Source organism: Priestia megaterium, assembly GCF_041941685.1.
Lineage (GTDB): Bacteria > Bacillota > Bacilli > Bacillales > Bacillaceae_H > Priestia > Priestia megaterium_C.
Map to the genome: position 1 here is coordinate 24,428 of NZ_CP130963.1, position 20,516 is coordinate 44,943.

At 32.5% G+C, this 20,516-nt stretch carries 23 protein-coding genes and 2 pseudogenes; 15 read left to right on the forward strand and 10 right to left on the reverse strand.

Annotation, left to right across the window (positions count from 1 at the left end):
* Positions 1 to 147: 147 nt before the first annotated feature.
* The 6 genes from catA (at position 148) to Q5794_RS29800 (ending at position 3,538) form a co-directional block, all read left to right on the forward strand.
* The gene (gene catA, locus Q5794_RS29775; protein ID WP_374989503.1) at positions 148 to 795 is read left to right on the forward strand and encodes a type A chloramphenicol O-acetyltransferase; all 648 of its coding nucleotides are present in this window, start codon (positions 148 to 150) and stop codon (positions 793 to 795) included.
* Between the two features lie 218 nt (positions 796 to 1,013).
* Positions 1,014 to 1,574, forward strand: a complete 561-nt coding sequence (locus tag Q5794_RS29780; protein WP_214989262.1) for a L,D-transpeptidase — start codon at positions 1,014 to 1,016, stop codon at positions 1,572 to 1,574.
* A 110-nt stretch (positions 1,575 to 1,684) separates the two neighbouring features.
* Complete coding sequence (locus tag Q5794_RS29785) at positions 1,685 to 1,912, forward strand: hypothetical protein (protein ID WP_214989261.1); 228 nt, start codon at positions 1,685 to 1,687, stop codon at positions 1,910 to 1,912.
* Positions 1,913 to 1,960: 48 nt separating this feature from the next.
* Positions 1,961 to 2,272, forward strand: a complete 312-nt coding sequence (locus tag Q5794_RS29790) for a hypothetical protein (protein ID WP_214989260.1) — start codon at positions 1,961 to 1,963, stop codon at positions 2,270 to 2,272.
* A gap of 198 nt (positions 2,273 to 2,470) precedes the next feature.
* Entirely contained in the window at positions 2,471 to 2,752 is a 282-nt protein-coding gene (locus tag Q5794_RS29795; RefSeq protein ID WP_192998160.1) for an AbrB/MazE/SpoVT family DNA-binding domain-containing protein, read from the forward strand.
* A 69-nt stretch (positions 2,753 to 2,821) separates the two neighbouring features.
* The gene (locus Q5794_RS29800; protein WP_214989259.1) at positions 2,822 to 3,538 is read left to right on the forward strand and encodes a sulfite exporter TauE/SafE family protein; all 717 of its coding nucleotides are present in this window, start codon (positions 2,822 to 2,824) and stop codon (positions 3,536 to 3,538) included.
* 1,048 nt (positions 3,539 to 4,586) lie between these two features.
* On the opposite strand, the gene Q5794_RS29805 is transcribed toward Q5794_RS29800, so the two are convergent.
* The 4 genes from Q5794_RS29805 to Q5794_RS29820 form a co-directional block, all read right to left on the reverse strand.
* Complete coding sequence (locus Q5794_RS29805; RefSeq protein ID WP_192998161.1) at positions 4,587 to 5,822, reverse strand: MFS transporter; 1,236 nt, start codon at positions 5,820 to 5,822, stop codon at positions 4,587 to 4,589.
* A 20-nt stretch (positions 5,823 to 5,842) separates the two neighbouring features.
* Positions 5,843 to 6,592, reverse strand: a complete 750-nt coding sequence (locus Q5794_RS29810) for a ThiF family adenylyltransferase (RefSeq protein ID WP_374989504.1) — start codon at positions 6,590 to 6,592, stop codon at positions 5,843 to 5,845.
* 154 nt (positions 6,593 to 6,746) lie between these two features.
* Positions 6,747 to 6,959, reverse strand: a complete 213-nt coding sequence (locus Q5794_RS29815; RefSeq protein ID WP_374989505.1) for a hypothetical protein — start codon at positions 6,957 to 6,959, stop codon at positions 6,747 to 6,749.
* A gap of 323 nt (positions 6,960 to 7,282) precedes the next feature.
* Entirely contained in the window at positions 7,283 to 8,194 is a 912-nt protein-coding gene (locus tag Q5794_RS29820; RefSeq protein WP_214989258.1) for a DNA-3-methyladenine glycosylase, read from the reverse strand.
* A gap of 160 nt (positions 8,195 to 8,354) precedes the next feature.
* Here Q5794_RS29820 and Q5794_RS29825 point away from each other — a divergent pair, with 160 nt between their 5' ends.
* Both Q5794_RS29825 and Q5794_RS29830 read left to right on the forward strand, forming a co-directional pair.
* Positions 8,355 to 8,831 carry a DinB family protein gene (locus tag Q5794_RS29825; RefSeq protein ID WP_192998163.1) on the forward strand — a complete coding sequence of 159 codons (477 nt, stop codon included), beginning with the start codon at positions 8,355 to 8,357 and terminating at the stop codon, positions 8,829 to 8,831.
* A gap of 96 nt (positions 8,832 to 8,927) precedes the next feature.
* A complete protein-coding gene (locus Q5794_RS29830) occupies positions 8,928 to 9,773 on the forward strand; it encodes an isocitrate lyase/phosphoenolpyruvate mutase family protein (protein ID WP_374989506.1) in 846 nt (281 codons plus the stop codon).
* A gap of 542 nt (positions 9,774 to 10,315) precedes the next feature.
* Here Q5794_RS29830 and Q5794_RS29835 read toward each other — a convergent pair.
* On the reverse strand, positions 10,316 to 10,900 hold the full coding sequence (locus Q5794_RS29835; RefSeq protein WP_374989507.1) for an NAD(P)H-dependent oxidoreductase: 585 nt from the start codon (positions 10,898 to 10,900) through the stop codon (positions 10,316 to 10,318).
* A 49-nt stretch (positions 10,901 to 10,949) separates the two neighbouring features.
* Positions 10,950 to 11,597 (reverse strand): annotated as a pseudogene (locus tag Q5794_RS29840) (glycosyltransferase).
* A gap of 747 nt (positions 11,598 to 12,344) precedes the next feature.
* Here Q5794_RS29840 and Q5794_RS29845 point away from each other — a divergent pair.
* From Q5794_RS29845 to Q5794_RS29865, 5 genes are all read left to right on the forward strand, one after another.
* A complete protein-coding gene (locus Q5794_RS29845) occupies positions 12,345 to 13,139 on the forward strand; it encodes a DUF2935 domain-containing protein (RefSeq protein ID WP_214989077.1) in 795 nt (264 codons plus the stop codon).
* A 226-nt stretch (positions 13,140 to 13,365) separates the two neighbouring features.
* Entirely contained in the window at positions 13,366 to 13,875 is a 510-nt protein-coding gene (locus tag Q5794_RS29850; RefSeq protein ID WP_374989508.1) for a DoxX family protein, read from the forward strand.
* A 358-nt stretch (positions 13,876 to 14,233) separates the two neighbouring features.
* Complete coding sequence (locus Q5794_RS29855) at positions 14,234 to 14,917, forward strand: DUF421 domain-containing protein (RefSeq protein ID WP_214989079.1); 684 nt, start codon at positions 14,234 to 14,236, stop codon at positions 14,915 to 14,917.
* A gap of 118 nt (positions 14,918 to 15,035) precedes the next feature.
* The gene (locus Q5794_RS29860) at positions 15,036 to 15,248 is read left to right on the forward strand and encodes a hypothetical protein (RefSeq protein ID WP_057240527.1); all 213 of its coding nucleotides are present in this window, start codon (positions 15,036 to 15,038) and stop codon (positions 15,246 to 15,248) included.
* Positions 15,249 to 15,353: 105 nt separating this feature from the next.
* Positions 15,354 to 15,638: an AbrB/MazE/SpoVT family DNA-binding domain-containing protein gene (locus Q5794_RS29865; RefSeq protein ID WP_214989080.1), complete on the forward strand. Its 285-nt coding sequence runs from the start codon at positions 15,354 to 15,356 to the stop codon at positions 15,636 to 15,638.
* Positions 15,639 to 15,661: 23 nt separating this feature from the next.
* Here the strand turns inward: Q5794_RS29865 and Q5794_RS29870 are convergent, their stop codons facing one another.
* The 4 genes and pseudogenes from Q5794_RS29870 to Q5794_RS29885 form a co-directional block, all read right to left on the reverse strand.
* Positions 15,662 to 16,306: a hypothetical protein gene (locus tag Q5794_RS29870; RefSeq protein ID WP_214989081.1), complete on the reverse strand. Its 645-nt coding sequence runs from the start codon at positions 16,304 to 16,306 to the stop codon at positions 15,662 to 15,664.
* Between the two features lie 516 nt (positions 16,307 to 16,822).
* A pseudogene (locus Q5794_RS29875) lies at positions 16,823 to 17,727 on the reverse strand (Rpn family recombination-promoting nuclease/putative transposase).
* 305 nt (positions 17,728 to 18,032) lie between these two features.
* Positions 18,033 to 18,407 (reverse strand): hypothetical protein, encoded by a 375-nt coding sequence (locus tag Q5794_RS29880; RefSeq protein ID WP_214989082.1) that lies wholly within the window; start codon positions 18,405 to 18,407, stop codon positions 18,033 to 18,035.
* Between the two features lie 17 nt (positions 18,408 to 18,424).
* The gene (locus Q5794_RS29885) at positions 18,425 to 19,606 is read right to left on the reverse strand and encodes a hypothetical protein (RefSeq protein WP_214989083.1); all 1,182 of its coding nucleotides are present in this window, start codon (positions 19,604 to 19,606) and stop codon (positions 18,425 to 18,427) included.
* Positions 19,607 to 19,954: 348 nt separating this feature from the next.
* Between Q5794_RS29885 and Q5794_RS29890 the strand changes: the two genes are divergently transcribed.
* Both Q5794_RS29890 and Q5794_RS29895 read left to right on the forward strand, forming a co-directional pair.
* A complete protein-coding gene (locus Q5794_RS29890) occupies positions 19,955 to 20,161 on the forward strand; it encodes an AbrB/MazE/SpoVT family DNA-binding domain-containing protein (protein WP_215055494.1) in 207 nt (68 codons plus the stop codon).
* 223 nt (positions 20,162 to 20,384) lie between these two features.
* Positions 20,385 to 20,507 carry a hypothetical protein gene (locus Q5794_RS29895; protein ID WP_264295293.1) on the forward strand — a complete coding sequence of 41 codons (123 nt, stop codon included), beginning with the start codon at positions 20,385 to 20,387 and terminating at the stop codon, positions 20,505 to 20,507.
* Positions 20,508 to 20,516: the final 9 nt, after the last annotated feature.

Here is a 20,516-nt window from a genome sequence, read left to right on the forward strand (position 1 = left end):
ACGAACATGAATGAGTAATTTTGACAATATAGTTATTTTCAATAATAATGTTTTAGTAACTAAGATTATAAAAGGATGAGTAGCATGAAAAAATCAGAGAAATTTGCCTCCTAAAAATTTAATAAAATTATTAGGAGGTATTCAAAGATGAAATTTAAAATAATTGATCGAGAAAATTGGTATCGAAAAGAGTATTTTGAGCATTATTTACAACAACAGACAACTTTTAGCATGACTAATGACATAAATATTAGTATTCTTTTAAAAAATATAAAGAAGAAAAAGTATAAGCTGTATCCGGCATTTATTTATATGGTTACAAAAACGGTTAATTCACACAGAGAATTTAGAACATGCTTTAATTCCGAAGGGAAATTAGGATATTGGGAAGTAATGATTCCGTCTTATACAATCTTTGACAATGAATCTTCAATGTTTTCTAGTATATGGACACAAAATTCAAGTAGTTTTGCTGAATTTTATGATACGTATCAAGATGATGTAAAAAAATACAATGGTTTGGGGCAATTGTTTCCTAAGACCCCAGTACCAGCGAATAATTTCCCGATCTCTATGCTACCTTGGACTTCCTTTACTGGGTTTAACTTGAATATTAATAATGGTGGAGACTTTCTTTTACCAATTATTACAGCTGGTAAATATTCAAAAGCAGAAAATGGGATCTTTTTACCTGTTTCTATACAGCTACATCACGCTGTTTGTGATGGGTATCTTGCTAGTGTTTTTATGAATAATTTAAAAAAGCTTGCTGATGAAAGTGAAGATTGGGTTTAAAAGGGTTAGATAGAATGATATTTTTCATATGTTTCTAAGCCCACAAGATTTGCATCAGATAATTAATTATAAAAAAACAAAAGTTAATTTTATCAGAGGACGTTTCTCTGCATATCAAAATTACTAATTAAATAGGTGATTGTTACGAAAAAGCATCTTTCCAATCGGAAGGTGCTTTTTTTGTTTTCTATAAAAATATAAAAAAGAGGAGAGTTTTTATGAAGAACATTTTTATGAAATCAATGGCCGTTTTTACGTTACTAATGTTCGCATTATGTGGAGTAAATCAAGGGAAAACAGAAGCAGCAAGTAAACAAGCGAATCAAGATTTAATCATCATTAACAAGTACTACAATAAGCTTGCGTATTTTCATAATGGTTATATTGAAATCGTTGATCCAGTAGCAACGGGGAAAACATGGGACAAAACACCAGTCGGCTTTTTTAAAGTGGTGAACAAGATTAAAAACCGTCCTTATTATACAGGACATATTCCTGGGGGCGATCCTCACAATCCATTAGGAAAACGTTGGTTAGGGATAAATGCAAACGGTACGTATGGCGATACATACGGTATTCACGGTAACAACAATGAAAGCAGCATTGGAAAATACGTGAGCCAAGGTTGCGTGAGAATGCATAATGCAGACATTGAAAAGCTTTATGATAAAGTTCAAGTAGGTACGCCGGTTGCCATTACTTATTCCTATAAGAGCTTTGTTGATTTAACTAAAGTTTATGGATATACGTTCAAAGGCTACAAGTTAAAAAATAATTAATGATTAAGCAGCATTCCGTTATGACGGGATGCTGTTTTTTTCTTTGTCTTCTTTCCATATAGCCCTTATCATAGAAATAGATGAAAAATATGGTGAAAGAGGATATGATTATGCGAGCAAAAATCGAAAAAGCTAGACATGTGGTCATGTTTAAAGCCACAGGGGAGTTTTATGCGCATGAGGTCAATCAGGATAAAATAAGAATGGGTTTTTTTGTCTGTCCTTCGTGTGAAGTCACAGTACATTATAAACACGATCATTTCTTTTCCCGTGAACATACACGAAATTGCACCTATGTGAAGGAACAATTTAAGAAAAAAAGCCTACTAGGTAAATGAAGATTCAAGAATTTTATATGAGACTATAGAGAAAAGGAGGAAGACTATATGAAAAATCATGTTTATCAAAATGGACGCTTAATTCAAACGAATAAAAAGTTTTCAGCATTAAAGCAAAAGCAGAAAGAATGGATAACGAACGAATTAAGACAACGCTATATTGGTGCGATCAACTACTCTCATATCAAATTACACCCCAGGAAACGAGATCAAATTTTAGATGAAGTGTATGACCTTATTGAGGAAAAGGAAATCTGGATACCTTATGGTGAAGTAAAGAGACACTATTTTAGCAAAATCCCTTCGTTTATTCATAAGAATAAGAAAATGATGCAAGAAGAAACAAAAGATGAATCATAAGATGGCTAGGATAGTTATAGAATGGTGCTATTTTAAATGTCCGACAGCCTTAAGGTTACATAAACAGGCTTAAGCCTGTTTTAGTACCATTTATATAATGTAGAAAGAAGCACTTAAGGTTCCTTTGTTGGATTGATAAATCTATTCATAGAAAATCAAATGAAGTAGAATATTGAGGCTAGAAGAGGAGAATATGAAATGAAATCAACAGGTATTGTACGAAAGGTAGATGAATTAGGAAGAGTTGTTATTCCAGTTGAGCTAAGAAAGGTTCTTGCTATTAAAGAAAAAGACCCTATCGAAATCTTTGTTAATGGAGAACAAATTATCTTAAAGAAATACTTGCCTTATAATGAATGCATTATTACAGGTGACATCACTCCTCAAAATAGAGAATATGCAAAAGGTTTAGTGTTAAGTCCAAGAGGGGCAGAAATTTTAAAGAATGAAATAGAGTTTAAGTTCAATATAAAGGCTTAGTTTATACATGATTTTATGCAGCAGAAGAAAAAAGTTAACCTTGATGTTTGGAGTAGGTGAAATCGTACGATGGAAGATTTAATGGTGCTTATTATAATTGTGTTCGTAGCATCATTGTTACAAACAAGTACTGGCTATGGCTTTTCTATTGTCGGTACTCCCTTTTTATTATTGATTTATCCTGCTCACATGGCAATCCAGATTAATATTATACTCTCTATTTGTCTTTCTGCTTTTATGATTTTTAAAATTAGAAAAGAAATAGACAAGTCTTTGTTAGTTAGATTGATTAAAGGTAGTGTCATGGGTCTGATTTTTGGTATTTTAATTTATATATTTTTGGATATTCAGTTATTAAAAATGACTGTTGGTGCTCTTATTCTTTTTTTAACAATACTACTTATTTTAAAGTTGACGATAAATCGAACACAAAACAAGGACTTCATAACTGGGGGAATATCAGGATTACTAACGACAAGTATTGGCGTACCAGGTCCACCCCTTTTATTATATTTTTCTGGAGCCGGAATAGATAAAACCACACTTCGAAGTACAACATTGGCTTATTATCTCTTTGTTTACTTTGTTAGTTTAGTTATGCAAATATCGTTTGGAGGTACCAGCAAAGAGACATGGATTTTTTCTCTTATAGCTATCCCCCCTTTATTTACAGGAATTATATTAGGACAGTTATTTTTTAAATGGATTAGTCAAAAAGTATTTCGCATTATCACGTATATAATTTTGATGTTTACTGGGGTATATTTACTCGTAACGAGTTTCTAAATTAGTTATCAAGCAAATTGGGCGCGTTTGTGGAACAAAAAATTAAAGGGGTGGCCAGCCATCCCTTTTTTATTTTGTTAATATTTAGCTTTATTCAATATACATAGACTAAAAAGGTACACCTTTTTAGACTGTGTAGAATCAAACGATATGACGTCTATTTAGTTAATAAAATAGAACTTTATGAACGTATAAAAAACAATTAACCTTTATAGACTATACGTCATATTCAATTTTAGATCATTGCGTACTTGCAATAATAAATAACATTCTATATATTGAGTAAACTACAAAAGAGGATTTATCCTACCCACATTTTCTTTTTTTCTGAAGTACAAAATAAGAAACTACCTTGCTCCCGAGGTAGCTTTTTATTTTGCTTACCTTTTAACTGGACAAATTATAGCCTAATACGATATTTTAGATATGTACATGTATATATTTCACTTTTATCAACTAGTAAAAGCAGCTATGATCAACCACACATGTAAGAAAAGCCCTCAATTAATTTTGAGGGCTTTTCTTGTATTTGTCGTCGCTAAGAGTAAATGGTAAAACTATATATTTTATAGGTTAGTTTATACACTTACTCTTTTATATGAAAGACGTTAATATTGTATTTGAAATAAAATATAAAGTATTTAAAATGTATTTTTATTAAACACTTTATATTTTTTTGTTTAATTATCATGGATATAGAAATTTCTTGAAGAGGAAAGAGAAGAGAGATTAGGATATGGTTAGAAATGAAATACTTTACGATTTACTTAACGAAAAACGTAATTTCGGTACAAAAAAATCTCTAAGGTAAATATCCTAGAGATTTTTTATTATTTAGACTTTAGAAATTCCGTTTAAAAAAGCTAAGAGAAAGGTAATAAAAAAATTTTTTGCTTGTATATCAGACACACATTTAGATTAAAAATTAAAAACCCCTATTAACCATATGCTAAAGGGGTCCTTACTTATTGTTTAAACTTCAAATATGAAGTTCTTATAGAAGAATACAATAAATATGAATATATTTCAAGCCAACCCAATTGTTTATCTACTTGTTGCTACTATTAATAGGTTGATCTATAGATTGTTGGGGCTCAAATAGAGAGGTTTTAATACCGATTAAAGACGCCACAATCGTAAGGATGCCTGCTAAAATAAAAATTAAAGAGACGCTAATATATTCAGCTGCAACACCTGCTAACATTCCACTAATTGGTAAAGCTGAAAAAGCTAACATACGAGTTGAGCTAATTACTCTTCCTAATAAGGCTGATGGTACAATCTCTTGCCTAAGGGTAAACCAATTAATTGCCAATAATGTTACAGAACCGACAATTAAAATTCTACATAATATCAACAAAATAACCGCAGTGTTTGAAAAGGTAAGGATAGTTTGTCCTAAACCTATTATCACTCCACAATAGATAATTATATTTCCTCGCGGTAATTTGTTTAGTTTATTTGCAGCATAGATTGCTACAAATGAACCTAAGGTTTGTAGGGAAAATATCAAGCCAATATACTGTGCCGATAAATGTAGATTATCCTTTAGATGAAACATAAATAATGCTTCCATAGCACCATAACCCACATTAATCAAGAATATGAGAATAGTTCCTATCAAAATTTTTTTAGTATTTATAACGTATTTAACTCCTTCTGCTATCGAATTCATTATAGAACTATTAACTGGATTCTTGCTCTTATATTTCTTAGTTATTAAGCTAATGAATATTCCAGAAAGAAAATACGTAAAAAAATTAAAATATAGTAAGTTATGAGTTCCAACCAAAGCAATTAAAATACCTGCTATTGAAGGGCCAGCAAGGGTTGTAATTGTCTCTGATAATTTAAATAAAGAGTTACCCTGTATTAAATTTTCACCTTCTAAAATTTCTGGTATGACTGATTCAAAACTTGGATGATAAAATGCACTGACAGCTGATATTAAAAAAGCTACCACATATACAATCCATATATCTAAAACGTTTACTGAAGCTGCAAGAGGTATGATAATAATTAAAATGGCTGATAAAATATCACCTAGTAATAAAATGTATTTCTTACTTATGCGATCAGCTAAGGCTCCGCCTAACAAACTAAATAATACTTGAGGCGTAATTTCTAAAACAAATGTTAATGCCATTAAACTTGGTGATTTAGTCAAATCATATACTAATAAAGGCAATGCGATTTGAAAAAAAGACGTGCCCAACTTACTTGTTGTGGCACTCAAAAATAAGCATAAAAAATCTCTATTCTTTAATACTTCATAAGATTTCAATATTTATCCCCCCATAATTATTATTTACCTACTGTTACAGGGGCGGAATGGCAAACTGGACAATCCTCTTTCTTATTCCACTCTGAAATAGGGTAAGTTTGATATGTAAGGAAATTTAATTCCATCATTTTTCCTAATGATGTTGGAGTCTGAATGCCTGTTACTAACCCTAAAAATTCATTTACAATAGCACCAGCCAACATAGCTACATTGGGACTAATCGCAGCATTATTTCTTTGAAAATTCACCTGATGCATACTGTCAAGTTGCTTATTAACTATAACATCACTTTCTATTATGGTTCGTTTATGACACTCTACACACCCAGTTTTTCCAGGTAACATAGAATAAAATCTGCCCCTTGTATTTAGGACTCCACCAGAAACCAATGGCTTTCCTAACTTCACTACAGCTTCATTTACCCAATCCTGTATATGAAGGGTTGGTTTATCGGCCACACAAATTACATAATCACTACCTTCAATATGTTTCATTACATCTTCAGCACATTCTATACGTTTGTTAGTAACATTTAAATTAACATTGGGATTAAAGCTCGATATTCTTTCCTCTGCTAATTCCGTTTTTAACTTATTAATATCTTTTTCAGAATATAACAACTGTCTATTAAAATTACTTAATTCCAAAGTATCAAAATCTAGTGCATTAATGTTATGAAAACCTAATGCAGATAGATGATATAGTATTTGACTACCTAAACCTCCGATTCCGAGCAAAGCAACCTTAGTGTTTATAATAGTTTCTTGCACATTGTACTTGTTGTCCTCTAAAGACGTAAAAAGCGAAAAGTAATTAAGGTTTGCTTTATATCTTTCGAGTTCGTAATCTCCTATAGATTGAGGATTTAAAGAATTATCTTCTAAATATTTCTCTGTATCTAATGCCTTTATCCCTTCTAAAACCTCATTTTCTTTTATGTTTGGATACTTTTCGTGAACTAAATGTACTATTTCTTCTATAGAATTTTTTTCCGTTGATAAGAGAAATTAAATACTTAATACTTCCATTGGGATCTTCAATAACTCCTGCTACTCCATCTTCTTCACCAATATGGATTTCATCATTTATAAAAAATACAGGAATTGTCTCTTTGAACTTAGGTTTCATTTTCTCCATTTCACTCCATTTCTCTTAATTATTGAAATAGGGAACTATCATATGATAGTTCCCTATATTTACAGACTTGAAGTTTAAACAATAAGTAAGTAGTTCAAATAATTATAGCGTTTTAGCCTGGAATACCGTTTAATACAGCAGCTTTATTAGTTGTTTTTTTAACTTTTACTTTCATAACTAACACCTCCATTTCTTAAAAGATACATTTATAATATTGCATTAAAAAGGAATTTTCAACAAATAAACCCAATTTTTATAATATTCAAACAAAAACAGGTAAATAATCCTTTTCTTCGTTTGTTTTAAACTTGCAAATATTCCATTTATAATATTTTTTCTTGCATATAAAACCAGCATAGATGAGTAATCCAGGTTTCCGAAGTTTTCCATTGAGTAGATATTCTTCTAACTTGTGATTCCGTTAATAACTCATCATACTCATACATCTCTCCTACCACTTTACGTATAATTAAATCTCCTGCAGGTAGAATGTCTTGACGCCCTATACCTCTCATTAGTATTGACTCTGCCGTCCATTTTCCTATACCTCTATGTTGCATTAAATAGCTACAACCCTCGTCACGGTCCAATAAATATAAGCGACTTAAGTCTAACTCCTCATTTATAATGGCTTTAGTTATTTCATGAATATATTCAGCTTTTCTTTGACTTAGCTTTAGGGCACGAAGTTGGTTTATATTTAACTCCATCACCTTATGGGGGCATAAATCTGTATAATATTCACAGTTATTAATTATTATTTTAGCACCTGTTTTTTCTAATAAACTCTTTTTAATCCCGTGAGCAACTTTTGCACTAATTTGTTGACCGATGATTGCCCATATAGTGGATTCGTAGACACTTCCTAATAAAACAGGTCTAAACCCTTCGTACATTTTTATTAATTTTCCTATCTTAGATTCATTAGCTATAAAATTTTGAGATTTGTCTATATCTTGTTCCAGACAAAATATTGTGATAATTTTCTCCTTTACTAGTTGAACATGATTATTTTTAACTTCTTCACCAATAACGTTAACTTCCAAGTACTTACTATCGATTCCTTCGTCCCTAACTAATACTAGGTACATTCTTCCCCCTATTACAAAAGCTCTACAATATGTGTTTTCAATAACCTTCTCGATTACAAAGGAGGGCGAGTTTTTTATGTATCTTAAAATTAAATCAAAATTATATATGTTTGGTTTATTAATTCTAATTATTTTTTGTCTCATAAGTTCCTCCTAATTTTTAATAAATCTATATTAACAGGCTTTCTTAAAAAATTAATGATTAATTTAAATAAACAGATAATATTTATAAAACTATCCATATTTTTCATTGTAATACTTTGGATATGTTATATTTATAGTAAAATTAAAGGAGTGAGCAAAAATGAATGCGATGAGTTTTATTTTACTAAACTTTGAAGAAGTAAGACGTCGAAGTATAGAAGTATGGATGTCAATACCTCAAGATAAGCTAGACTGGCGCCCTGATCCAGAAGCAATGTCATGTAGGGAGATGATACATCATGTTCTTGAAGGAGAATACCTTTATCATCAAATGTTAGAAAAACCCCTTAACCTTTCTCTAACAGAGGAGCATAATCCTTATAAGCCAATAACATTTAGTTCTGTTGAAGAAGCATTAAAGTTTGCTCAACCATACAGGGAAAAATTTATAGATTTTTTAGGACTCATTGATGAAAAGCAGCTCACAGAGGTAAAAATAGATCGTTCGGAAATGGGATATGTTCGAGAGTTGGGGGACATGTTGTTAAGAGTTGCTTATCATGAATCGGTACATACAGGACAACTTTTAGATTATTTAAGAACTGCTAAAGTTCCACGTCCTTTAATATGGGATTAATTTTCTGATTAATCTCCCGTTGTTTCATTTTTATCTGCTATAAAGAAAGTTCATACAAAGCCATAAAGTTGTTTACTTAAAGGGGGAGGAACCATCGTGAATAATGAAAAGCAGTTACTTAAATTCCTAACGTTTCAACAACTTCACAAAAGACCCTATACTTTTGTTTTGCCTAATGCTTGGGATGTTATTAGTGCTAAAATTTTTGAGAAAAATGGGTTTCCAGCTATTGCTACAACTAGTGCTGGCATAGCAATGTCTTTAGGATATAAAGACGGAGAAAAAATTCCTTTTGATGAAATGCTAGCAGTTGTTAAGAGAATTATTAATTCGGTCGATGTTCCTGTTAGTGTGGACCTAGAGTCTGGCTATGGAGTGTCTACTAACGAAGTAGTAAATAATGCTAAGCAAATCATTCTCGCAGGAGGGATTGGTATAAATTTGGAGGATGGAACAGGGGATTTAGATAGTCCTGTTTTGGATATGTCATTGCAAGTGGAAAGGATATCTGAAATTAGATTACTATCCAAATCGCTAAAAGCCCCATTATTTATTAATGCACGCACTGATTTATATTGGTTAAATATAGGTGATCTAGATTTAAGACTTCAAGAAGCCATTATTAGAGGAAAAGCATATCAAAAGGCTGGAGCTGATTGTATTTTTATTCCTGGGCTATATGACATAGAATCCATTAAAAAAGTTCGACAAGAAATCTCTTGTCCCATTAATCTTTTGTCTGGGCCAAACTTACCTTCTATTAATACATTGTCACAAGTTGGTATTGAAAGAATAAGTACTGGATCCGCCCCTTTTAGAGCAACTGCTACATTATTGCAAAGAATTACTGAAGACATCCTTTATGATAATAATTTTCAACGATTAATGAATGATAATATGAGTTATAATGCAATAACGGAACTAATTGAGACCCCTAAATAGAATTTATCAATTTTATTTAGCTTGCCTTTATAAAACTGATAGGACTACTGAAATATACAGTAGTTCTTTTGCTGTTTGAACTATATTTAAACAGTTACCATAAAACACATTATCGGAAACCACATAAAAAGAATCACTTCCTTTTATGCAGCTTTTTATACATCCTTGATATAAGGGGATTTCCTTGGATAAGTGGGTAGGATTTGATGTATAAAGCGAGCACGTTTTATGCATATGGCTAATCAAAAAAATATAGTATTTATAGAAAAATGTGTTATTACTTATTTACTAATATTTTTCTACCTCATGACAAATATTAGCTGTAAAAAGCAACCTCGCTTGCCAATTGTCGAGGTTGCTTTTTATTTTGTTAACGATAATAAATACTTTGGCCTCTTATAATAGATTTAAATACCTTGTCTGTTAAAGGATAAGTTTTTAGTTACTGTAATGGATTTTCTAGGAATCCAAAAAACTAAACAATAAAAAATCAAATGAAAGTCAAAAAAGACTGCCTGATTTGGCAGTCCTTTTTCTTTTCCTTATGAAAAGTGACGATTAATAGTATCTTCCACTCTTGTTAACATACCTTTATAAGCTTCTTCCTCAAGGTATCCAATGCTTCCAAATAGTAAATGTTCTACCGTTTCGATTCCAGTAAAATCAAATATTCCAACATCAGATGTTACTTTCAATCCTGCAGTCATGCCAATTTCATCGTAGACATCAGTAGGGGTACCATGGGTATTAATAATTAAACCTTTTTTACCTTTCAAGAGTTTAACAATCCCTTCTGCACCAGGCATATAAGCGAAACCATAGGCAAATACTCGATCTACATATCCTTTAAGAATAGCCGGAAGTCCCGTCCACCAAATAGGATAAATAAATGTTATCGCATCTGCTTCAGAAATAAATTCTTGTTCTGTTTTGATGTCATTAGGTGTCTTTCCTGCCTTCATAGCTTCCGTATCTTCTGGTTTTAAAACAGGTTGAAAATTAAGTTCATATAAATCACGCACGATAACTTCGTGTCCGTTTTTCTTTAACGTATTAACGGTTGTATCTAAAATTGAATGATTTAAACTCTCCGGATTAGGATGAGAGTAAACAATCAGATGTTTCATAGTTAATAACCTCCGTGTATTTAATTTTTATTTGATTACTAAAGATAATTTAATATTGAGTGAATTTCTTTGGAAACTGCTTCACAACTCCCGTAGAGATTGTATCTGCCATTAAGATGATATGTGAGAGTCCTTCATCAATCGCCCCAATTCTTGCTTCCCAATCTTTCGCTAAGCTTGCAGATAAATCATTTGTCACCAATTTCAGATGCATATACAGCAATTTTTTTAGATCTTCATTTTTTAAATACGGGTTAGCATGGCTAAGGAACGCTGCTATATCATCAGCATTTCGATACCATTCTTTGTTTAACTGATTCACCAAGGCTTTCTTTCCAGTTTTGGCTGCATCTACAATCTTGCCGGCAAGGATAATATGTTCCTTAAGCAACTCCGTAAGCTTGTTTCCGGCTTTCTCCCCATATAACGGCTTCACAGCATTCCCAATATCCTCTTGGTTCTTAAGCAATCTTGCCAATACCTGCTTTTGATCTTCTGATCCTGCTGTTGTTGCACTTGTAATATAATTGCTTGTCCACAGTACATGATCAATCTAAAGTCTTCTGAATTCATTTTCAAACGTTACCTCAGATTGGCTAATACGATGTTCTTGAGCTTCAGCGACAGTACTAATGGGTCCATTCAACATGTTCAGTGGAAATAACAAAATAAATCCTACCATTAATATTCTCTTCATAAAAGCTACTCCTTCCAAATTAAGTGATTATCGTCCTTATTATTTGTATAGGAGATTTTCTACATTCCTTAAAATATTACTTTCCAACGTTAATTCTTTATAGAATACCACCACATGCCCAATCAGCTAACACGTATGAAAGGTTACAGAGGATATCTTTCTATAAGATTACAGTAGAGAATTTCGAATCCTCGGCCCTTGTATTTATCTATTCATAAATAGTATTGCTTGTCTCATATGCTTATATAAAATCTTAGAAGGAAAAGAGGTGAAAAGTGTGAAGCATATGCTGATGGTATGTAATCAACATGTGAAGGATGGACTTGTAAGCCTTGAAATTCCCCATGTAAAGAAGATTCACTACTCTAAACACACCTGTTCTTTTTGTAATAAAAAGCAGAAATAAAAATTTATTATTCTATCGCTCAAAAATATAGTAAAACCAATTCTATAGTATGAAGAGCATATAATCTGGCCTGTTTTTAACAAAAATAACGCTGCAATACTCGTTCTACATTTGGTGATCTTATACTAATATTTAGGGTTAAAAATCAAAGAGGACTAATTAATATATCTTCCTTTTAGACAGAACTTCCCTTCATCTAAATAATATATTGGATAGAAGAATACGTTGAAAAATCTCAAGTCTGAAAAGATTTGGGCTTTTTTATGTAAGCCTAGGCATGTCCAGACATAAAGCAGAATAACTTAGAATGAAACTATTTTACAATTGTAGGAGGAGTAATAATGACTAACGCATTTGTTGCACGATCCTTAGATGAAATTCGTTTTTGGTCAAGGATTATGAAGGAACATTCTTTGTTTCTTCGATTAGGTTTCAGGTGTGAGGATACACAATTAATTGACGAGGCGAATCAATTTTATCATTTATTTGAAGAAATTGAACAACGGTCTCATTCATTTACTAATCAAACAGATCCGGAGCAAATGAAAAGATTCAATTCAGAAGTCCAACAAGCAGCCACAGGTATATTTGCTTTTAAGAGAAAAGTTTTAGGATTAATCCTGACCTGTAAACTACCGGGTTCAAATAACTTTCCTCTTTTGGTTGATCATATTAGTAGAGAAGCCAACTATTTTAGAAAACGATTAATTGAATTAAATGAAGGGAAATTAAAGCCACTTGCTGACGCCATTATAAAGGAAAATGTATTCTTTTTAAGGATTATGGCTGATCATGCCCAGTTTATAGGTCATCTTCTTGATCCATCCGAAAGAAAACTTGTCGATATGGCCAGAAACTTCAGTCATGATTTTGATCAATTGGTTTTTCAAGCAAGAGATTTAGAGTCTATGAAACCACAATCCCAAACGGTTCCTCTTTTAGATCAATTTCTTGATCAGAATCGTGTTTCTGTAGCTTCTCTTCGGGACTTTAAAAAGACTGCCAGAGATTTAATTGAGGAATGTAGAATTAAAAGTATTATCCACCCTCTTCTGGCAGACCATGTTTTTCGTGAAGCTGAAAGGTTCCTTCATATCATTGATATGTTTGAAAAGAGTCTTCAAGCACAAAAATAGCACATGATGTTAAATTGACCTTTCCTTTTACCAATTTTAATTACTTAAATGAAAAGGCTTCAGATTTCAATGAAGCCTTTTTTTACTACCTTTCTTAGAGATACTATATTTTTTTACGATGGCTGTTGGAAATTTTACATAATCCCTATAAAATGATAATGATATTCATTTTCAATTATGCTATTATATTTTAGTACTTATATTTTTAATTATTGGAGGAAACAACATGTTTATTGAGGTTTTAAGGCAAAACAAGAAGGTCTCTATACTTTTAGCTGTATTACGTGTATATCTTGGATATACATGGGTAATGGCTGGCTGGGGGAAAATAGCAGGTGGACCGTTTGATGCTTCTGGTTTTTTGAAAGGAGCATTAGCACAAGGAGTCGGCGAGCATCCAGCAGTTCAAGGATGGTGGGGTGTCTTTCTAGAAAACCTGGCCATACCTCATGTACAACTATTTAATACATTAGTACCTTGGGGAGAATTACTAGTCGGAATAGGTTTATTAATTGGATGTTTTACTAAAACAGCTGTATTTTTTGGTCTTGTTATGAATTTTTCTTATTTGTTTAGTGGTTCAACAAGTACCAATGTACAACTTGTTTTATTGTCTATGTTTATTCTTGTTTCTGCTTTAAATGCAGGGAGATATGGAGTGGATGGTATGTTGCTATCACGACTTAAAGATAAATTATTTATTAATAAAACCACTGAGATTAAAGATGTGGCTTAATTTCTTTAGATAAGTTCAAAAGATCGCTGATATAGGCGGTCTTTTTTGTTACTGTTCTTAAATTTATAGGCATAAGAAATACCTTATATAGCTCTTAAACAATAACCATCGTGTGCTTTTTCTTTGTTCGTAATTCTTGCTATATAGCAAGTCAGTAGGGACAGATACTCTGATAATCATCTATATATGGTCTGTACTTAGGTGTCTTATATAATTTATCTGTATTAACACATACTAAAAACACATTAGAAGCTCAATTGTATTTTTTAATTAAACCACTAGCTGAATTAATAAATTTAGATATACAAAAAGGGGAGCGTTTTATTTCTGATACGACCAGATTGGAGGCGAATAAGCAATGAGTTTTATTGAAGTTATAGGCAGGGTAATCATTTCTTTTGGTGTTTTACTATTAATGACTCGTATTATGGGGAAAAAACAAGTAAGTCAGTTAACGTATTTTAACTATATTACAGGGATCACAATTGGTGCTGTCGCTGCTTCTATTACTATTGATACAAGTATTGACATGAGTGATGGTTTCACTAGTATAGTTTGTTGGTCACTACTCACTGTTCTAGTCAGTTATATTAATCTAAAGTCTCCAAAAGCTCGTATATTACTTGATGGTCAACCTACAATTGTCATCAAAAATGGAGAAATCTTAGAGAAAACATTAGCTGGATTGAGGTTAAACATGGATGATCTTAGTATGTTATTACGAGAAAAAAACATTTTTTCGACTCAAGAGGTGGACTATGCCGTATTAGAACCAGATGGGCAGCTGTCCGTTTTAAAAAAGGTGGATCAACAGAGTGTTACCAAAAAAGATTTAAAGGTAGCAGCTGTGAAACCTTTGTATGTGCCTACGGAAATTATTGTTGATAGCAAAGTTATTACCCAGAATTTAAAAGAACTGGGTTTAAGCCAAAGCTGGTTGGAAAAGCAACTGCATCAATTAGGAGTGAAACTACAAGATGTATTTTATGGCGAAATACAAAGTGATGGCACATTATATATTGATAAAAGACAAGATAATTAGCTCACATTACATGCTGTTTTTTTCCGTAATAGGTATCTATCTATACATTTTCTTTTACAATTTACACTACTAACCCTTATTATGGAATTAAACTCAAAATAAGGTGGGAGATGCTTGTATGAGAGCTAAGATTGAGAAAGCGAACCATGTAGTGATGTTTGAAACAGCTGGTGAGTTTTATGCACATGAAGTGACTCAAGGTCCTAAAGTGGGTTTCTTTGCTTGCCCCTCTTGTGGAGTGAAAGTTTATCATAAACAAGATCATTTCTTTTCACGTGAACATGCGCGTACGTGTACTTACGTACAAGAGCAATCTAAGAAAAAGTTCTAATCCTTGTCTCCAAAAGCATAGTTTATAAGATTTTAATTGGTTAATTTATACATTTATAGTATAATATCAAAGTTGAGCTTGTGAACATATAAAAGGAGAGTTAGGATGAAGGGACTAAGTACATTAAGAAAGATAGATGCCTTGGGACGTATAGTGCTTCCCATTGAACTAAGAAAAGGAATGGAGATAGGTAAAGACGATTCAGTAGAAATCTTATTGGAAGATGATCATATAGAAATAAAAAAATACGAAGAATATAACAAATGTGTGATTACAGGTGAGATAACGCCTCAAAACCGTAAATATGCAAATAACATAGTTTTAAGTCCGTTAGGTGCAAAAATTTTATTTAATGAAATAAAAGATAAGAAAAAAACCTTTGAATCGTAAATTCAAAGGTTTTTTAGGTCGAACTATTTTTTATGCTGTATACTTTCTAACCAGTTTTGTATAGAAGACCCTAAGCTAGTTGCTCCTACTGTTAATTCATCCATAATATAAGAAATTAAATTGTGTAGACTGTACTCTTCTTTATAAGGGTTATTTTTATTGATAAATTTTAACACCTCTTTTAATTCCTTTATTCTTCCTTGATCCAATTCTTCTTCTAAATGGCGAGTCATGTATTCATCAACAAAATCAGAATTCCTGATGCTTGCTTCAATTAAGAAAGATGCTGCTAATGCGGGGGAACAATCTAAAGCATAAGCTAAACGTTTCAGAACATCGTACGTTTCTCCATGTCCATCTTTTAAACGAGTAGAAACACGTTCTTTTTCTATGTTTTTATATAAGTGTCTAATTGGCTCTTTGGACATATCGCCCATATACACAGTGCTGCCAAAACTAAATCCTCTTCTAAAATAATTTGATAAATAGTCCATCACTTTTGAAGAAGCAAGACCTGATATACAAATTGACTCAACTACACTTTTTACAGGTGTATTCGTAATGTAAGACAATCGATAAATACATTCTTTAAGATCAATTGGAAGTGACGGTTTTACATCTCGTTTTTTGTCACTTCGAATTTTTCTTTTCTTCTCTTCTACTCTCACATAATCACTCCTAAAATCTAAAATTATCTCTAGGACAATGACTTTTTGTACATACCTAAAACATGTATATGGCAGGGGAGGGAGGAGCATGTATATTTTTTAAGATATTGGAAAAAACTTATAATACTAGATCATGAGAGGAGTCTTTTGTATGAAAATGACGAAAGAAGAAGCACTAGAAATTGCAAAAAAAATAAAAGAAAACTCCAATAAGTACGGATTGCCAGTAAAAAAAAAAAAACGCTAGTGCAACTTAAAAGAGGATATATAAGAAAAAGTCTTCACCTTAATAAAAAATAGAAGACTTATATTTTTCTACTATAGTACGCAATAACATTTATTACACAGGGTAATGGAGATACAATAAATGTAGGGTAAATCTTATAAAAAGAAATAAATGACCTCTTTGATATTACAAACGCCATAGCTTCAAATTAGATGTGTTGATAGGAAGAAAGTAAAAAAGGGACTTCCTGATAAAATTAATTTATCAGGAAGTCCCTTTTTTAACTATGGTTATTGGCGACGTAATTTATCAATTTCTTCTGGTGTAAGGTTTGTAAATTCAGCGATTGTTTGGTTATCTAAACCTTTTTGGATCATACTTAAAGCTACTTTTATGATCCCTTTCTTTTCGCCTATTTCTTCACCTATCTGTTTTCCCTTTTCTTCCCCAAGTTTTTCAGCTCTTTTTAACGCTGACTTTTCATCTAATAATGCTTTTCTTCTTGCTTCATATGCTAATATCACTTCTGGATCTTGGCTAACACGTTCCCATTCATCCATCGCTTTCTTTAATACTTGATCTTCTTGCATCGCAATCTCCTCCAATACCTGAGTGATTTCTTCATCTTCGGATGCTTCAAGTAATAATAACCATCGCACAAGTTGATCTTCTCGTGGATCTACCTCTCGGTTACGCCATTTAATTAATAACTTGGGTAGTTCCATAAAATGAATTTCTAGCATATCCGTTAAGAGTAATTTCTGCTCTCGCTCATATAACTGAAAGGTGGAGTGATAATCATGAATATGAGATAAATAACGGAAGTTAACAATGTTAATATGGTAATCGTTTTACAAAGCTCTCCGTAGTCCATGCCTTCCTGCATTTAACTACTGTACATTTTAGACCAGTAATGGAGTGTTCGTTTTTCCATGTCATGTTTGTTATTAAGCTAAATTTCAATATTGACACGGCTTCCATCCTCTAACTGTGCATGTACATCTAAAATAGAGCGTTTATCTTCTTGGTTTTCTTTATTAAAATGCGGATCTAGTAACTGCACCGTCTGAATTTTTTTATCATCTGGAAAACGGAGTGCCGCGTTCAAAAAAGCAGCTAAAATAGATTCATTTCCATGTGTGCCAAATAGTGATTTAAATGCAAAGTCGACACGCAAATCTAATCGTTTTGTCATAATATCCTCCATCATTTCCATGTTTGTTATTAGTATACCATGACTTTACCGATTCCTTCTATCTAACTCTTTAGGAGCAAATTGAGTATCAATAAGATATTTTATTAATGTTCCTGAGACAAAGAAGTATGAAGTGGTATTTAAACAAATAGAAGTACTCGTGCTGATTGCTATTACCGATAAATAAACTGCTCATGACATTATTCTTTTAGTTTGAGCACGTTCTTTATACATATAGGAATACATTAAAAGCCAATAAACTACTGAAAGCAAAAAAGCTACTAGTATGCCTAGTAGCTTTTCGATTAAAAATCGCTATATTCCTCTAAATCATCATCATCTAGAGAGCCAGATACCTGCTCTAAATCTGCAATTTTACCTTCTTTGAAGGTTTGACTTTCCAATGGTTTCTCTTCTATATCCTCTTGTTTTCCCACGAACCCGTTGGACTGGGCTAATTGCTTTATCTCCAGTAGTTGGGAATTGATATGCTCGAGAAGGTCTTCTGTTTTATGCCCTAATTCTACTTGGTCGGTAGATGAAGGGTGAAGATCTCGAACAATTAGAGATGAAATATAGTCTCCTAATTTTCGAGACTTTGCGTATTTTGCAAGTACGTCGTAGACTTCATCACTCAACTGGTTAGTTTTAATCGTAAAGGCGTTTTGACGCTCTGACATGGTTATCACCTACGCTGTTAGGATTTAACGGCTTTCTTCTCTGCTTGTTTTTTTTGAAGGTACCCGATGCTTCGGATTTCTAAGCCAAATAAGTTCAAGTGACGGCTATCTTCCGGTACTTTATGATATCGCTCCGTACGTTCTTCGCCAATCTTTTCACTCATGCTAGTCATAATAGCTACTTCTAGTGTCGGAGCAACGCCACCACTATATACGTATTTACGGATTTTATTTGCCGGTGGTGGGGCCACATCATTTAACTTCGCTAGTAAAATCTCCACGTAGTCTTTCAAAGAAGATGTAATTTGAGCTGTTAAATCAATGGATGCGCCTGTGTTTTCATTTTTTAACTCGAATTTTTGTTTACTGTAGTTATCTAAAATAAATTGATCAAAAGCACGTAAATCCGTAAACAGTTCAGGGAACTTCTCTTTGCGCAACTTATCAATATGAGCTAAATAGGGAATGCCTTCAATACTTTGGAATGATTCACGGCTGTTCGCAGCTTTTAATCCTTCTGGTAAAATAACGACATCGATTGATCCTCCACCGATATCAACCATTACGGTTTCACATTCCACATATTCATTGGCATCTTCACGGTCTTGAAGTGTTAGGTCTTTCTTCAACGCAAAGCGAGCGATTTCACCTTCTTTTAGGCAAGCACTTTCATCCACAACTACCTTTAATTCTTTTTCAAACCCTGGAGTATGAATACGGAAATTATGGTCACCTAGGAAGCGATTGGCCATGGCTTTTTGCGCTTCACCAAAGGTACTTTCTTTCTTTAGTAACCAGATTGGTAACATCGTAGAGAAATAGTCAATTTCAATATTATTATCTTTTTGATCTTTTGCATGTAATGCATGATAGTATGCAATGGCAGCTAAAAATGTCACATAAGGAATGTGGCTTGCAATTTTGTTATGTAAACGATTAATGTGATTGTTCGCAAGTTGTTGGCTTGCTGCGATGTCACCGACTAAGAAATAACGTTCTTTCTCTTCATCACCGATTGTCGTAGATAGTAAGATGCGCTTCTTAAATTCTTCCGGTGCTGTTACCGCATCTGTAAAGAATGAATCAGCAGCTTCTTTTTGAAGTTCTACAACGTTGGTTGGAAAATCAAACAGGTACCCATCGATAATATTCATATCAACTGAGTTCCCACAGTCTTTATTAAAACGTGAAATTTTCATATTTATACACCTCATTTTTAAGTTGAACCTCTGTTGAACTAATTATACAAGAAAAAGATTGGATTTTCAATCGTTTAGTTCAACTTATCTATCAAAAAAAAAATACATTTATCAACAATTATATTTATTTAGTTGAACTTATTTTGAGATTAAAAGCTGAAGATTTGCGTAGGTGTTTTTATAGAATAAAAAGAGAGCTTTTAACCCTCCAAAAGGAAAATAAGAGAGCACACATAATCTAATTTTATCTAGAGAACTGATATTTGCTGCAATAGAGCTACCTACGTAAAAAGGGTATTCTTTATTTTGCATTTGCAGATGAGATATAGCGTGAACACGACAGGGAGTATGCGAAAGTTAAACGAGTTAGGTCGTGCTGTCACTTCAATGGAGTTACGAAAGATTCTTAGTATCAGAGAAAAAGGTCCTATAGAAGTATTTTTTGACAGAAGTTATATTATTCTTCAGAAATATAAAGCTCACAATGAATGTGGAATTACAGGAGAACTGACTTTGAAAGATGGAGAATATGAAAAACAAGAAAAGCCCTCATAATTTGAGGACTTTTCTTGCCTATGAATAAGAAATGGAATTTTTATTCGCATCTACAAGACGTATTGTAACATATATAAAGTACAAAAAATGAGCTATTCAGGTCTTGAAAAAGGTATTCTAAAACTTCAGCTGATTTTTACAGGGGAAAGGTGTTGTCATAGCGTAGGATTCTAGTTATTGTTAAATGAAAATATAACAACTTAGAGAAATAGGTGATTGGGTTATGCAAACATATAGATATAATAGTGCTTTAAAAAGAGCTTTAATTGTAGATATAGAGGCAGGGAGAGAGCTTATGGTGGTAAATAAACTGAATGGAAGAAAGACAACCATTGATTTAGAATAAAGATAAAAA